Below are 14,977 nucleotides of genomic sequence, written 5' to 3' on the forward strand. Positions count from 1 at the left end.
GGCAACGTTCGGCGCGCCACAAAGAAAAAGCCCCCGGCTTGCGCCGAGGGCTTTTGAAGTTGGCGGAGCGGACGGGACTCGAACCCGCGACCTCCGGCGTGACAGGCCAGCATTCTAACCAGCTGAACTACCGCTCCGCGCTTGAACTTTGCAGGTGCCCAGTATATCCGAAGACTCTCTGGAAACCCAGCCCGATGAACACTTTTTTCAAAGTTTTTTCACAGGGACTTAAGAATTCTGCAATGGCGGAGCGGACGGGACTCGAACCCGCGACCTCCGGCGTGACAGGCCAGCATTCTAACCAGCTGAACTACCGCTCCGTTCTTGCAAAAACCTTTTCGTCTTCCTCCCGAACCTGTCGGTGAGAAGACAAGGCCCCCAGCTTTAGGCCGGGGGCCTCGATGTAATGGCGGAGCGGACGGGACTCGAACCCGCGACCTCCGGCGTGACAGGCCAGCATTCTAACCAGCTGAACTACCGCTCCGCGTTGTTGCTTTTTTTGCTTTCAGCCGGCCTGGACCGGGGAGAAAACAAAGCCTCCAGCTTTTGGCCGGAGGCCTCGTTGAATGGCGGAGCGGACGGGACTCGAACCCGCGACCTCCGGCGTGACAGGCCAGCATTCTAACCAGCTGAACTACCGCTCCACACTCAAACTTTTACCGCGGTGCTGTGGTGGGTGCTGAGGGTTTCGAACCCCCGACCCTCTCCGTGTAAAGGAGACGCTCTACCGCTGAGCTAAGCACCCCAGCGAGCCGCTTAGTTTACAGCATCCTTCAGGGCCTTACCAGCCTTGAACGACGGATTCTTCGAAGCAGCGATCTTGATGGTGTCGCCGGTCTTCGGGTTGCGGCCGGTGCGGGCAGCACGGTCGCGGACCTGGAAGGTACCGAAGCCAACCAGGGTGACCGCATCGCCGTCCTTCAGCGCCTTGGTGACGGCAGCAACGACGGCATCGACAGCGCGGCTGGACTCGGCCTTGGTCAGGTCTGCAGCTTCAGCAACGGCATCGATCAATTCGGTCTTGTTCATTCTCTACAACTCCTTTGGCGGTGGGTTCCGCTTATTCGACAGGGAAGCAACCGCACGCGCTCTGCATGCGGCCGCCATGTGGAAACGGTTCGCCGAATTCAGCGATCGCCAGACTGCGATCACTCATTCGCGAGTGCTGCTTTTATACCAGCGGCCCTACCCCCACGCAAGCTGGAAAGCCAGCAACGACGCGGGTTTCGGGCCATTGGACAGCGCGCGTCAATGCTTGACGCGCGCGTTTCCACTCGGTTTGGCCTTGCTGCGCACCGTGACACGTTGCGCACTCTTGCGCGCCTTCTTCGGTGCCAACGGACGCTCCAGCGCCAGGTCCAGGACTTCTTCGATGTACTTCACCGGCACGATCTCCAGATCGCGGGTGACGTTGGCCGGGATGTCGGCCAGGTCCTTGCGGTTCTCTTCCGGGATGATGACCGTGCGGATGCCGCCACGCAGTGCAGCCAGCAGCTTCTCCTTCAGGCCACCGATGGCGGTGACGCGACCACGCAGGGTGATCTCGCCGGTCATCGCCACATCGGCGCGCACCGGCACCTTGGTCAGCATCGACACCAGCGAGGTGACCATCGCCGCACCGGCACTCGGGCCGTCCTTCGGCGTGGCGCCATCGGGCACGTGCAGGTGCACGTCGTGCTTCTGCAGGAAGTCGCTGTCGATGCCGAAGCCGACCGCGCGCGAACGCACCACCGACAGCGCCGCCGACGCCGATTCCTTCATCACGTTGCCGAGCTGGCCGGTCAGGATCAGCTGGCCCTTGCCCGGCACCAGCGTCGATTCGATCTGCAGCAGATCGCCACCGACTTCGGTCCAGGCCAGGCCGGTGACCAGGCCGATCTCGTTCTCTTCCTCGGCACGGCCGAAGTCGAAACGACGCACGCCCAGGTACTTGTCCAGGTTCTTGCTGGACACGCTCACCAGCGCCTTGGACTTCTTCGCGCCCTTCTTCGCCTTCACCGGCTGCGGCCCGGCCAGCGCGATCTCCTTCACCACCTTGCGGCAGATCTTGGCGATCTCGCGTTCCAGGTTGCGCACGCCCGATTCGCGCGTGTAGTAGCGCACGATGTCCTGGATCGCATCACTGCCGATCTCCAGCTCTTCCGGCTGCAGGCCGTTGGCCTTGATCTGCTTCGGCACCAGGTAGCGGGTGGCGATGTTGAGCTTCTCGTCCTCGGTGTAGCCGGGGATGCGGATCACTTCCATGCGGTCCAGCAGCGGGCCCGGAATGTTGAGCGAGTTCGAGGTGGCCACGAACATCACTTCGGACAGGTCCAGGTCCACTTCCAGGTAGTGGTCGTTGAACGCGTTGTTCTGCTCCGGATCGAGCACTTCCAGCAGCGCCGAAGACGGATCGCCACGGAAGTCCATCGACATCTTGTCGATCTCATCGAGCACGAACAGCGGGTTCTTGCTGCCGACCTTGTTGAGGTTCTGCACGATGCGGCCCGGCATCGAACCGACGTAGGTACGACGGTGGCCACGGATCTCGGCCTCGTCGCGTACGCCGCCCAGCGACATGCGCACGAACTTGCGGTTGGTGGCCTTGGCGATGGACTGGCCGAGCGAAGTCTTGCCCACGCCCGGCGGACCGACCAGGCACAGGATCGGACCCTTCATCTGCTTCACGCGCGACTGCACCGCCAGGTATTCAAGGATGCGTTCCTTGACCTTCTCCAGGCCGTAGTGATCGGCATCGAGGGTGTCCTGCGCGGCCTTCAGGTCCTTGCGCACCTTGCTGCGCTTCTTCCACGGCACGCCCAGCAACCACTCCAGGTAGTTGCGCACGACGGCCGCTTCAGCCGACATCGGCGACATCTGCTTGAGCTTGTTCAGTTCGTTGCGCGCCTTGGCTTCAACGGCCTTCGGCATGCCGGCTTCGGCGATCTTGCGGGCCAGTTCTTCCAGTTCACCCGGCGCGTCATCCAGGTCACCCAGTTCCTTCTGGATGGCCTTCATCTGTTCGTTGAGGTAGTACTCGCGCTGGCTCTTCTCCATCTGCGACTTCACGCGGCCGCGGATGCGCTTCTCCATCTGCTGCACGTCGATCTCGCCATCGACCAGGCCGACCAGCATCTCCAGGCGATCGCTCACGGCCAGCGTTTCCAGCAGGCGCTGCTTGTCGGCCAGGCGCACGCTGATGTGCGCGGCGATGGTGTCGGCCAGGCGCGCCGGCTCATCGATGCCCGACAGCGTCTGCAGCAGTTCCGGCGGCAACTTGCGGTTGGTCTTCACGTACTGCTCGAACAGCGACATCAGCGAGCGGGCGATCGCCTCGACCTCGCGCGCTCCGCGCTCATCGCTGGCGTCGATCTCCACGGCCTGGCCGTGCAGCGAGCCGTTGCGCTCGTCGACGTGGGTGACCTGCACGCGCGACAGGCCTTCGACCAGCACCTTGATGGTGCCGTCGGGCAGCTTCAGCAGCTGCAGCACCTGCGCCAGCGTACCGACCTGGTAGAGGTCGGCCGCATGCGGGTCGTCGGTCTCGGCCGACTTCTGCGCCAGCAGCAGGATGCGCTTGTCCGCTTCCATTGCCTGTTCGAGCGCGTGCATGGACTTGTCACGGCCGACGAACAGCGGGATGACCATGTGCGGGAACACCACTACGTCGCGCAGCGGCAGGACCGGCAGGTCGAGGGTTTCACTTGGGGAACGGGCCATGGGGGCTCCAGGGAAGGGGAAAACCGCCTCCGGGAGGGCATCTTCCGGAGACAAAAAAAGCCGATGGCCCCGTTATGGGGCCATCGGCTTTCAGATGCAAGGCATTCCTTGAAAATCCTTTCCAATCAACAACCTGGAAGGATCACTCGGCGCCTGCGGCCTTCTGTTCAGGGGCCGCCGGGGTCTGGTAGATCAGGTACGGCTCGGACTTGTGCTCGATCACCGACTCGTCCACCACCACCTTGCTGACGTTTTCCTGCGACGGCAGGTCGTACATGGTGTCCAGCAGGACCGATTCGACGATGGTGCGCAGGCCACGGGCACCGGTCTTGCGCTTGAGCGCCTTCCTGGCGATGGCCGACAACGCGTCCGGACGGAACTCCAGCTCGACGTTCTCCATCTCGAACAGCTTCTTGAACTGCTTGGTGATGGCGTTCTTCGGCTCGGTCAGGATCTTGATCAGGGCCGGCTCGTCCAGCTCCTCCAGGGTCGCCACCACCGGCAGGCGGCCGACGAACTCGGCTATCAGGCCGAACTTGATCAGGTCTTCCGGCTCGACTTCAGCCAGCACCTTGCCCACTTCCTGCTTGCGCTCGCTGCTCTTCACCTTGGCGCCGAAGCCGATGCTGCCGACGTCGGTGGAACGGGCCTGGATCACCTTGTCCAGCCCGGCGAACGCGCCGCCGCAGATGAACAGGATGTTCTTGGTGTCCACCTGCAGGAATTCCTGCTGCGGGTGCTTGCGGGCCGCCCTGCGGCGGAACGCTGGCCACGGTGCCTTCGATCAGCTTCAGCAGGGCCTGCTGCACGCCTTCGCCGGACACATCGCGGGTGATCGACGGGTTCTCGCTCTTGCGCGAGATCTTGTCGATTTCATCGATGTAGACGATGCCCTGCTGCGCCTTCTCGACGTCGTAGTCGCACTTCTGCAGCAGCTTCTGGATGATGTTCTCCACGTCCTCGCCCACGTAACCGGCTTCGGTCAGCGTGGTGGCGTCGGCCATGGTGAACGGCACGTTGAGCAGGCGGGCCAGGGTCTCGGCCAGCAGCGTCTTGCCCGAACCGGTCGGGCCGACCAGCGGGATGTTCGACTTCGCCAGTTCGACGTCGTCGTTCTTCTGCCGGCTCTCGATGCGCTTGTAGTGGTTGTACACGGCCACGGCCAAGGTGCGCTTGGCGCGGTTCTGGCCGATCACGTACTGGTCGAGGACCTCGAGGATCTCGCGCGGCTTGGGCAGCGAACTGCGCGCCGACTGCGCCTTTTCCTCGAGTTCCTCACGGATGATGTCGTTGCACAGCTCCACGCACTCATCGCAGATGAATACGCTCGGACCCGCAATCAGCTTGCGCACTTCATGCTGGCTCTTGCCGCAGAAAGAGCAGTAGAGGATCTTGCCGGTGTCCGTGGAACGACCTTGGCGGTCTTCGCTCATGCTTCGCTTACCCAGTTACCCCACCCGCTGAACGGGGGTTCGATTCGAGAATAGCACAGGGCCGAGGGGACGCCAGTCCCGCCCGACCCTGCAGGAACGGGGCCTCCATGGCCCCGTGAAGGCCGGTCAACCGGCCTGGATCAACTCATCCGGACGACGCTCCAGCACGTGGTCGACCCAGACCGTAGGCCTGCGCCTCGAAGGCGCTCTTGAAGTTGTCGCGCTCGGTGTCGCGGGCGATCGTCTCCAGCGACTGGCCGGTGTGCTTGGCCAGCACCTCGTTCAGGCGCGAACGCAGGGTCAGGATCTCGCGCGCGTGGATGTCGATGTCGGTGGCCTGGCCCTGGTAGCCACCCAGCGGCTGATGGATCATCACGCGCGAATTCGGCAGCGCATAGCGCTTGCCGGCTTCGCCCGCGGCCAGCAGCAGGGCGCCCATCGAGGCGGCCTGGCCGATGCAGGTGGTGCTCACATTCGGCTTGATGTACTGCATGGTGTCGTAGATCGCCATGCCGGCGGTGACCACGCCACCCGGCGAGTTGATGTAGATGTTGATGTCCTTTTCCGGGTTTTCGATTCCAGGAACAGCAACTGCGCCACCACCACATTGGCCATGTGATCGTCGATCGGGCCCACGAGGAAGATCAGGCGCTCCTTCAACAGGCGCGAATAGATGTCGTAGGCACGCTCGCCGCGGCTGGTCTGCTCGACCACCATCGGAACCAGGTTCAGGGCTTTGGTTCGGTTGTCCATTACGTGAGGTACCTATCTTGGGGGGCAACAACCCCACGCCGGCAAAGGCGCGGGGCATCCGGTGATCCGCCCGGGATTACTGGCGGATCGCGTCCTGGAACGACAGCTTCTCTTCGGTGTGCTGGGCACGCTCGGCGATCCAGTCGATCACCTGCTCTTCCATCACGCGGTTCTGCAGGCCAGACATCAGCTGGGGGTCGTTGCGGTACATCTCAATGACCTGTTCCGGCTCTTCGTAGGTCGAAGCGATCAGACGCATCGTTTCGTTCAGGCGCTTGGCTTCCAGGCGCAGGTCGTTGATGCGGGCCACTTCACCGACCAGCAGGCCGACCAGTACGCGCTTGGCGGCGGCGTCCTTGAAACCTTCATGGGCATCTGCCGGGATTTCGCCGACGTTCTGGCCATTGCGGCGGATCTGCTCGACCTGCTGGGCCAGCATGGCGCGGGCTTCGTTCTCGACCAGGCGCGGCGGCATTTCCACCGAGGCGTAGGCGCGATCAGCTGCTCGCCCACTTCAGCGCAGGCGGATCATCAGCGCGCCCTTCAGCTCGCGCTCCAGGTTGGCGCGGATGTCGCTGCGGAACTGCTCGACGTCGCCGCCCTTCACGCCGAAGCTCTTGATGAAGGCTTCGTCGACCGCCGGCACGACCGGCTCGGACACTTCGGCGACCTTGACGGTGACCTGCACGGTCTTGCCGGCCAGCACCGGCACGCGCCAGTCAGCCGGGAACTCGACGTCCAGGGTCTTTTCTTCGCCCTTGGCCAGGCCGACCAGGCCCTTTTCAATGGTGTCGAACATCATGCCGTCCTGGCCGAGCACGATCGAACCCTTCTCGGTGCCTTCGGCCGGCAGGCGCTCTTCGCCGGCCTGCGACCAGGTTTCCACCGCGACCAGGTCACCGTCCTGCGCGCCACGGCTGACCGGGGCCCAGGTACGACGCTGGTTCTGCAGGTTCTCGATCATCTGGTCGATGTCGGCGTCGGTGATCTCGGCGCTGTGGCGCACGACGGTCAGCTTGCTGACGTCGATGTCGCCGAAGTCCGGCACCACTTCCACGGTGGCCACGAAGGAGAACTCACCCTCGTCGCCCTTGTCGATGCGCGGGCTGCCGACGATGCGCAGGTCGTGCTCGCGCACGGCGGCATCGAAGGTCTCGCGCAGCAGGCCGTCCAGCGCCTCGCCACGGACCTGCGCGCCGAAGCGCTGCTCGATCACCTTGGCCGGCACCTTGCCCGGACGGAAACCCTTGATGCGGGTGGTGCGGGCGATTTCGCCCAGGCGGCCGACGATGTGGCTCTGCAGACGCTCTTCCGGCAGCGAGAAGCTCAGGCGGCGTTCAGGTTGCCGGTGGATTCGATCGAAGCTTGCATGTTAACTCCTGCCACCGGTGGCCCAGGCCCCCGGCTCGATGATTGGGATGAAACGGTTGTAAGGACACGACGTCTGGGACGCGCCTGCTTGCCGCAGCCCTTTAGTTTCGCCCAATTCGGCCTGCACTGCCAGCGCGTGCCGGTCAAGGGGGCGCCGATGGCCCGATCAGGGCGGGGACAGGCCGGCACTGGTGCGAAAGGGGGGACTCGAACCCCCACGCCTTGCGGCACTGGAACCTAAATCCAGGGCGTCTACCAATTCCGCCACTTTCGCGTGGCCGGCACAGGCTTTCATTGTCGCAGGCGGCGACTGGAATCGGAAGGCCTGCACAAAGCTGAATCCACTAAGCTCCGCGCCATCGCTGCATCGCAGCCACCCCGGCGGGCGCGCGACCCGCCGGGGCGGTTGCAGCCTACTGCTGCGGCACAGCGCGGGCCGGCGCCGCGCCTGTGCCAGGGTCGACGGTCGCATCCACCTTCCGGACCTCCACGCCCCCATCGTCGGTAAACGCAGGGCCACCGACTCCGGCGCAGCCTTGCGCACATCCACCGAACCGTCCGCATTGCGCTGCATGTCCACCGCGTCGGGCAGGACCTCCCCTTCCGCAGGCTGGGCCGGCTGCATCTGCATGGCGTCACCGACCGGGCGCGCCGGAATGCTCTCCGCGCTCGCATCGCGCTCGACGGTCTGCGCGGGATCATTGCCCGGCGTGCAGGCCGCCAGTGCCATCAACGCGAAGGGAACCCACAGCGTGCGGTGCGGGAATCGAGTGATCTCAGCCATCAACATCTTCCTTCGTGCATGCGCCATCGGCGCGGAAGATCCATTGGGTGCGATGCAGGACGCGATGCGGTGAGAAGCAGCGCACAGCATTGAAAACACTGATGACGCGTATGCCCCTGATTTCAGCACCGCTTCAGTAGATCCACGCCATGCGTGGATGACGCTCAACCCGGCGCGCAGACAAGAAAAAAGCCACTTGGCGAACCAAGTGGGAAGCTGCCCGCGCATTCGCGCCGCAGCCCCACGCTTTGCGCGGCAAAGCGCGGACCCCACTTCATCAGCCCCCACATCCCCGCGGCTTCGCCGCACCCCCTTGACTCAAGGAGGCTCCACGCCAGCCAGCGCACTGACATCCGCACGCTCAACCCGGCGCGCAGACAAGAAAAAGCCACTTGGCGAACCAAGTGGCTTTCGTCTGGTGGGCTGTCAAGGATTCAACCTCTGGACCTATTGATTAAGAGTCAACTGCTCTACCAACTGAGCTAACAGCCCGAAATCGGGGCGCGAATTATTACCCGATCCGCTCGGTGGGTGCAAGCACTTTCTTCAACATCGTTGAAACCAGTACTGCGATCCCGCTGCGTTGCAGATCCACACCAGGCGGGGCCCTGCAACGTGTGACCCATCGAAACGAAAGGGTCACACTTATAAGAAAAAAGCCACCTGGCATACAGGTGGCTTCCGTCTTGGTGGGCCGTCAAGGATTCGAACCTTGGACCTATTGATTAAGAGTCAACTGCTCTACCAACTGAGCTAACGGCCCGTGAAACTCAGACGCACATTGTAGCGTGCTTTCTGTTTATTGCAATACCGTTTCGGCTGCGCCGATGCGGTTGAATCAGTGGGGTGGCTGAGGGGATTCGAACCCCCGACCACCGGAATCACAATCCGGTACTCTAACCAACTGAGCTACAGCCACCACTGAAAACTTTCGTTCCCCGCCGATGCCGCTGGCGATGGAACCTCAAACCTTTGCCTGGAGACTGTCACCGAAGTTCCGGTCCGCCGAAGCGAGTCCGATATTCTGGTGGAGTCTTTACGCTTTTGCAAGCACTTCTTCACATCCGCCGATGCGACCCCGCTGTCTCGCCGATGGCGCGCCCGACAGGAATCGAACCTGTAACCGCCGGCTTAGAAGGCCGGTGCTCTATCCAGTTGAGCTACGGGCGCCCGAACCGGAACGGTGTCCAATCCGACGTGACGTGGGATTGGTGGGGGTAGAGGGATTCGAACCCCCGACATCCTGCTCCCAAAGCAGGCGCGCTACCAGACTGCGCTATACCCCGGTCCTGCAATCCCCTCGGGCCAGGCCCGGGGAGTCGTTCATTGTCGCCAAGCACATCGCGAACTGTCAACGCGGGCGGCTACAACCTGAAGTCTGCCACAGCGCCGTGCGTGGTCATCCGCTATGCTCGCGGTCATCGGCCGGATGGCCGTCCCGACCCTCATTCGCACGGAGAACACGCATGCGCAGCGGCAACCCGGCTCTTTCCGAGTCGACCTTCCTCGACCTCGCCAGCGGTTCGGTGGTGACCAGCCCCGACCAGGTGATGACCCTCAACGGCACCGCCAACAAGACCGGCATCCTGCTGCTGTTGACCGTGCTGACCGCGGCATTCGCCTGGAGCCAGTCGGTTGACGAGTACGGCCAGATTTCCGGCAGCGCGAGCCTGTACGCCATCGGTGGCGCGATCGGCGGCCTGGTGCTGGCGCTGATCACCATCTTCAAGAAGGAATGGTCGCCGGTCACCGCGCCGATGTACGCGCTGGTCGAAGGCCTGTTCCTGGGCGCCGTGTCGGCCCTGTTCAACATGAAGTACCCGGGCATCGTGTTCCAGGCCGTGCTGCTGACCTTCGGCACCCTGGCCGCACTGCTGTTCGCATACCGCAGCGGCGTGATCAAGGCCACCGAGAACTTCAAGATGGGCGTGGTCGCTGCCACCGGCGGCATCGCCCTGCTCTACCTGGCCTCGTTCGTGCTGGGCTTCTTCAACATCAATGTGCCGGTGATCCATGACTCCAGCTGGCTGGGCATCGCCTTCAGCCTGTTCGTGGTGGTCGTGGCCGCGCTGAACCTGGTGCTGGACTTCGACTTCATTGAAACCGGCGTGGCCCAGCGCGCGCCGAAGTACATGGAGTGGTATGGCGCATTCGGCCTGATGGTGACCCTGGTCTGGCTGTACGTGGAATTCCTGCGCCTGCTGTCGAAGATCCAGCAGCGCTGAGTCCAGCCACGCCGAAAACGACAAGCCGCGATCCGCAAGGGTCGCGGCTTTTTTTGTGGGCCGCGCCTGCTCGACTGTTTCAGGCGGTAGAGTCGAGCACGCTCGACGCTACGGAACACGCCCCCATGACCGACACCTTCCACAGCTACCGCCCGGCTGAAGGCCACCGCCTGCCGCATGACCCGTTCAACGCCATCATCGGCCCGCGCCCGATCGGCTGGATTTCCAGCTGCGACGCGCAAGGCATGTTGAACCTGGCGCCCTACAGCTTCTTCAACGCCTTCAACTACACCCCGCCGATCATCGGTTTCTCCAGCCAGGGCCGCAAAGACTCGCTGCGCAACATCGAAGCCACCGGCGAGTTCGTCTGGAACCTGGCCACGTTCGACCTGGCCGTGGCCATGAACGAAAGCTGCCGCGCGGTCGCACCAGATGTCGACGAGTTCGCCCTCGCCGGCCTGACGCCGCTGGCATCCACGCAGGTCGCACCCCCACGTGTTGCACAGAGCCCGGTGAGCATGGAATGCCGCTGCACCCAGATCGTGCGCCTGCGCGATGCCGCCGGCCAGGACACCAGCGGTTGGCTGGTGCTGGGCGAAGTGGTGGCGGTGCATATCGATGCACGGCTGCTGGTCGATGGCATCTACGACACCGCGGCGGCGGCCCCGATCCTGCGCGGTGGCGGGCCCGCCGACTACTTCCGCATCGGCGCCGAACAGCGCTTCCGCATGTTCCGCCCGGCCTGAAGTTCAACTGGTTACGGTCGCGCGAGCAGCACCGGCAGCGACGACGCCAGCAGTGCGATGCCCGAGGCGGTCAACAGGCTCAGAACGATCTGCCGGAAGCGCGCCTCGCTGATGCCGATGTAGACGCGCGCACCCAGCAGGGTCGGCACCAGCATCGCCGGTGCCACGATGGCGAAGTACGACAGCATCTGCCGGCTCACCAGGCCGCTGCCGACATAGGTGGCCATGGTCACTGCCAGCATCGCCAGATTGAAGTTCTGGATGACCGCGCGCTGCTCGTCCTTGCCGAAGCCACGCAGCGTGCTCCACAGCGTCGGCACCGGTCCAGCGAAACCACCGATGCCGCTGAGCACGCCACCTGCCATGCCGGCGATCGCGTCACCGATACGACCGCCCACGCGGATCGGCGGCAATGATCGCGCCATCAGCATCACCGGGCACCACAGCGCAAGGAAGCCGCCCAGCAGCGCCTTGAACCAGTCCATGTCCAGTTGCGGCAACACCATCACGCCCAGCGGGATGCCCGCCAGCCCACCCAGCACGAACGGCAGCAGCAGGCGCAGATTGAACCCGCGGCGCACGGTGAACACTGCCACCAGCTGACCAACCAGCGCGCCGAACACCGACAGCGTAGCGGCCAGGCGCGGCTCCAGCCCCCACGCCCAGAACGACATCGCTACCATCCCGAAGGCGAAACCGGACAGGCCCTGCACGAATCCGGCGACGATCGCGCCGAGCGCGACCAGCAGATACACCGACTCCATCACCACCTCGGTTGCAACCGCGCGACTACCCTGCCGCGCTCACCTGTGCAGCGTAGTGCGCCGCGAGATGCTCGACCAGCGCACGCACCTTGGGCGCCAGCGCACGCGCATGCGGATACAGCGCGAAGTAGCACCGCTGGCCGGCATGCCAGGCCGGCAGTACGCGGATCAAACGACCGGCGCGCAGATCCTCCTGCACGGTCAGCGCGGTGAACAGGCTGATGCCCATGCCGGCCAGCGCGGCAGCGTACAGTGCGGGCGTGGCATCCACGCGCAGGCGCTGCCCGGCTTCGACGCTCGCGGTTGCGCCGCGCGGCCCCTGCAACTGCCAGGGCGGCATTGACGGCGTGGGACTGAAACCCAGCAGCGTGTGCTGTGCCAGGTCCGCTGCCTGCCGCGGCAGGCCGTGGCGCGCCAGGTAGGCCGGTGCGGCGACCAGGATGCGCGGGCAGCTGGCCAGTTCGCGCGCGACCAGCTGGCTGTCCGGCAATGAAGCCGCGATGCGCAGGGCCAGGTCGAAACCACCGCCCACTACATCGACCAGCTGATCATCTGCCGACAGGTCCAGCGTAACCTGCGGATAACGCTGCAGGAACGACGGCAGCCAGTGCGGCAGCTCCTGGCTGGCCACCACCTGCGGCACGCTGATACGTACGCTGCCACTGGGTTGCGCCTGCCCGGCACGGGCACGGTCGTCGGCTTCCTGCAGGCGGTCCAGCAGCGTCGCCGCCTCACGGTAGTAATCGCGCCCGGCCTCGGTCAACGACAGCCGACGGCTGTTGCGATCGAGCAGGCGCACCTGCAGGTGTTCTTCCAACTGCCGCAGTTGCCGCGACATCGCCGAATGGGTGGTCCCCAGGCGTTCGGCGGCCGCAGTAAAGCTGCCGGCGTCGACGATGGCGCGCAGCGCACGCAGGGCGGCGAAGTGATCCATCGGCGGGCAGCTCCAGGTGGCGGGGCCCGCGGCATGCGGGCCCCGCCAGCTTATCAAGCGCCGTCGCCAGCCTTGCGCACCGGCAGTGCCAGGATCGCGTCAGTCGTCATGACATCGCCGAAGGTGTCCTCGATCTGGGCCAGAGAAGCTTCATGCAGCGCGCGATGGCCGATGCGCTGGCCGCCGGCCAGGTCCAGGTCACGGCTGGCGCTGGCATCGGACGAGACGATCACCCGGTAGCCACGTGGCGCGGCCGCCGCATCGCGCGCAGCACCGGCCACGCAGGCATGGGTCTGCAGGCCGGTGACGATCAGGGTGTCGATGCCGGCGCTCTTCAGCACCTGGTCGAGCGCGGCGGCGGACGCGCCGGCGAACACACTGACGTTGTCCTTCTGCACCACGGTCTCGCCCTGGCGCGGCTGCAGGTCGCGATGGAAGGCAGCATTGACGCTGCCCTGCGCGAACAGGGGTGCGCCGGCCGGCAGCACGTGCTGCACATGGATCACGCGGATGCCGTGGGCGTCGGCAAATTCGACCACCCGCTTGGCCTGCCGCAGCGCGGCCACGCCATCGGGAATGACCATGCGGCCACCGGCAAAGCCCGGTGCGGCCTTGGCATCGAAGTACTCATTCTGGAAGTCGATCACCAGTACGGCGGTCTTCGCCGCATCCAGCGAGGTCGCGACCGGCGCGCCGGCCATGTGGCGGATGGTGGGATGGGCCGGCTCGGCAGCGGCAACGGAGGTAGCGGTGGCCATACCGATCAGGCTGGCCAGACCAAAGGCGGTGAGGTTCATGTTCAAGCTCCTGTGCGGTGGAAAGTGGGCACATGATGCGGAGCGGATGGCGCACGAACCAGCCGCCAAGCCGCACATGATCTGTGCGATATGCGCACAGACAACCCCCTGTAGAGCCAGCCCATGGGTGACTGCGTACCAACGCCGGCCATCCACGCATGGCGTGGATCCAACGAGCCAGTCCACAACGCAACGGGGCGCCCGAAGGCGCCCCGCTGTGGATCCAACCGAGGTCGGCCGGCCGCTTACAGGCGGCTGGCGATGGCCTGGGCAAAGCTCATGGTGGTGCCGGTGCCGCCCAGGTCGCCGGTCAGCGAGTCCTTGGCTTCCATGGTCGCCACGATGGCCTTGCGCAGGCGCTCGGCGTTTTCCGGCTGGCCGACATGGTCCAGCATCTGCGCGGCTGCCAGCAGCAGCGCGCACGGATTGGCCTTGCCCTGGCCGGCGATGTCCGGCGCGGTGCCGTGCACGGCTTCGAAGATCGCCGCGTCCTTGCCGATGTTGGCCCCCGGGGCCAGGCCCAGGCCGCCGACCAGACCCGCGCACAGGTCGGAGATGATGTCACCGAACAGGTTGGTGGTGACGATCACATCGAACTGCTCCGGACGCATCACCAGCTGCATGCAGCAGTTGTCGACGATCATTTCCTGGAACTCGATCTCCGGGTACTGTGCGGCGACTTCACGGGCGACGTTCAGGAACAGGCCCGAGGTCGACTTGATGATGTTGGCCTTGTGCACGGCGGTGACCTTCTTGCGACCGGTGCTCTTGGCCAGCTCGAAGGCGTAGCGCACGATGCGCTCGGAGCCCTTGCGGGTGATGCGGGTGCCGGAGAAGGCGGTCTCGCCGTCGGCCGACACTTCCTGGCCTTCGGCCAGGTAGGCACCTTCGGTGTTCTCACGAACGGTGATCAGGTCGACGTTGTCGAAACGCGACTTGGTGTTCGGGAAGGTGTGGGCCGGACGCACGTTGGCGTACAGGTCGAAGTGACGGCGCAGGCTGACGTTGATCGAGGTGAAGCCACCACCGACCGGGGTGGTCAGCGGGCTCTTCAGCGCGACCTTGTTGCGCGCGATCGATTCCAGGGTCACCGCCGGCATCAGGTCGCCGTGCTTTTCCAGGGCCACCAGGCCGGCGTCGGCGTCTTCGTACTCCAGGCCAGTCTTGAGCTGGTCGAGCACGAACAGGGTGGCGTCCATGATTTCCGGGCCAATGCCGTCGCCGCGGATGACCGTAATTTTCTGCGTCATTGATCGATGTTCCGAACAGGGGGAAAAACGCCGTCCGGACGTGCCCGGAAACGCCGGCGCAAAGGAAGTTTCACCGGCAATTATGCCTGAGCCGGGGCCGAGGTCCCAAATAGACCATGGTCCCAGTGCCCGGCCCAGGCAGAATTGCCCGCGCATCCCACCTTATCCCCGCGCCTGTCGGCGCGCCCCCTTGAACAACAAGGGGGCTCCTGGGCTGTTGG

The 14,977-nt window shown here is 64.6% G+C and carries 9 protein-coding genes, 10 tRNA genes and 3 pseudogenes; 3 read left to right on the forward strand and 19 right to left on the reverse strand.

Going from position 1 to position 14,977, the window contains the following annotated elements; translation table 11 throughout:
* Positions 1-60: 60 nt before the first annotated feature.
* From ACXI0D_RS07615 to ACXI0D_RS07665, 11 genes and pseudogenes are all read right to left on the reverse strand, one after another.
* A tRNA-Asp gene (locus ACXI0D_RS07615) sits at positions 61-137 on the reverse strand.
* 106 nt (positions 138-243) lie between these two features.
* Positions 244-320 (reverse strand) — tRNA-Asp (locus tag ACXI0D_RS07620).
* 87 nt (positions 321-407) lie between these two features.
* Positions 408-484, reverse strand: a tRNA-Asp gene (locus ACXI0D_RS07625).
* An 83-nt stretch (positions 485-567) separates the two neighbouring features.
* Positions 568-644 (reverse strand) — tRNA-Asp (locus ACXI0D_RS07630).
* Positions 645-670: 26 nt separating this feature from the next.
* Positions 671-745, reverse strand: a tRNA-Val gene (locus ACXI0D_RS07635).
* 11 nt (positions 746-756) lie between these two features.
* A complete protein-coding gene (locus ACXI0D_RS07640) occupies positions 757-1,029 on the reverse strand; it encodes an HU family DNA-binding protein (protein WP_004146343.1) in 273 nt (90 codons plus the stop codon).
* 219 nt (positions 1,030-1,248) lie between these two features.
* A complete protein-coding gene (lon, locus tag ACXI0D_RS07645; protein WP_101765000.1) occupies positions 1,249-3,699 on the reverse strand; it encodes an endopeptidase La in 2,451 nt (816 codons plus the stop codon).
* A 142-nt stretch (positions 3,700-3,841) separates the two neighbouring features.
* Positions 3,842-5,132: pseudogene (clpX, locus tag ACXI0D_RS07650) on the reverse strand (ATP-dependent Clp protease ATP-binding subunit ClpX).
* Between the two features lie 126 nt (positions 5,133-5,258).
* Positions 5,259-5,885 (reverse strand): annotated as a pseudogene (gene clpP, locus ACXI0D_RS07655) (ATP-dependent Clp endopeptidase proteolytic subunit ClpP).
* Positions 5,886-5,961: 76 nt separating this feature from the next.
* Positions 5,962-7,256: pseudogene (gene tig, locus ACXI0D_RS07660) on the reverse strand (trigger factor).
* A 189-nt stretch (positions 7,257-7,445) separates the two neighbouring features.
* Positions 7,446-7,530 (reverse strand) — tRNA-Leu (locus ACXI0D_RS07665).
* Positions 7,531-7,828: 298 nt separating this feature from the next.
* Here ACXI0D_RS07665 and ACXI0D_RS07670 point away from each other — a divergent pair.
* Positions 7,829-8,113, forward strand: coding sequence for a hypothetical protein (locus ACXI0D_RS07670; protein WP_479642459.1), 285 nt, complete (start codon positions 7,829-7,831; stop codon positions 8,111-8,113).
* 343 nt (positions 8,114-8,456) lie between these two features.
* Here ACXI0D_RS07670 and ACXI0D_RS07675 read toward each other — a convergent pair.
* The 4 genes from ACXI0D_RS07675 to ACXI0D_RS07690 all read right to left on the reverse strand — a co-directional run bounded on the left by ACXI0D_RS07675 (position 8,457) and on the right by ACXI0D_RS07690 (position 9,210).
* Positions 8,457-8,532 (reverse strand) — tRNA-Lys (locus ACXI0D_RS07675).
* A 195-nt stretch (positions 8,533-8,727) separates the two neighbouring features.
* Positions 8,728-8,803: transfer RNA gene (locus ACXI0D_RS07680), tRNA-Lys, on the reverse strand.
* A gap of 79 nt (positions 8,804-8,882) precedes the next feature.
* Positions 8,883-8,959: transfer RNA gene (locus ACXI0D_RS07685), tRNA-His, on the reverse strand.
* 174 nt (positions 8,960-9,133) lie between these two features.
* Positions 9,134-9,210: transfer RNA gene (locus ACXI0D_RS07690), tRNA-Arg, on the reverse strand.
* 296 nt (positions 9,211-9,506) lie between these two features.
* Here ACXI0D_RS07690 and ACXI0D_RS07695 point away from each other — a divergent pair.
* Together ACXI0D_RS07695 and ACXI0D_RS07700 are read left to right on the forward strand one after the other, a co-directional pair.
* Positions 9,507-10,265, forward strand: a complete 759-nt coding sequence (locus tag ACXI0D_RS07695; protein ID WP_049446684.1) for a Bax inhibitor-1/YccA family protein — start codon at positions 9,507-9,509, stop codon at positions 10,263-10,265.
* A 125-nt stretch (positions 10,266-10,390) separates the two neighbouring features.
* Positions 10,391-11,011, forward strand: coding sequence for a flavin reductase family protein (locus ACXI0D_RS07700; RefSeq protein WP_049446686.1), 621 nt, complete (start codon positions 10,391-10,393; stop codon positions 11,009-11,011).
* Between the two features lie 11 nt (positions 11,012-11,022).
* Here the strand turns inward: ACXI0D_RS07700 and ACXI0D_RS07705 are convergent, their stop codons facing one another.
* The 4 genes from ACXI0D_RS07705 to ACXI0D_RS07720 form a co-directional block, all read right to left on the reverse strand.
* The gene (locus tag ACXI0D_RS07705; RefSeq protein WP_101764999.1) at positions 11,023-11,775 is read right to left on the reverse strand and encodes a sulfite exporter TauE/SafE family protein; all 753 of its coding nucleotides are present in this window, start codon (positions 11,773-11,775) and stop codon (positions 11,023-11,025) included.
* 25 nt (positions 11,776-11,800) lie between these two features.
* Entirely contained in the window at positions 11,801-12,709 is a 909-nt protein-coding gene (locus ACXI0D_RS07710; protein ID WP_049446690.1) for a LysR family transcriptional regulator, read from the reverse strand.
* A 53-nt stretch (positions 12,710-12,762) separates the two neighbouring features.
* Positions 12,763-13,506: a cysteine hydrolase family protein gene (locus tag ACXI0D_RS07715; protein WP_049446693.1), complete on the reverse strand. Its 744-nt coding sequence runs from the start codon at positions 13,504-13,506 to the stop codon at positions 12,763-12,765.
* A 245-nt stretch (positions 13,507-13,751) separates the two neighbouring features.
* Positions 13,752-14,756 (reverse strand): isocitrate dehydrogenase, encoded by a 1,005-nt coding sequence (locus ACXI0D_RS07720; RefSeq protein ID WP_014036138.1) that lies wholly within the window; start codon positions 14,754-14,756, stop codon positions 13,752-13,754.
* Positions 14,757-14,977: the final 221 nt, after the last annotated feature.

The sequence above is a fragment of the Stenotrophomonas sp. C9D9 genome (assembly GCF_056491205.1).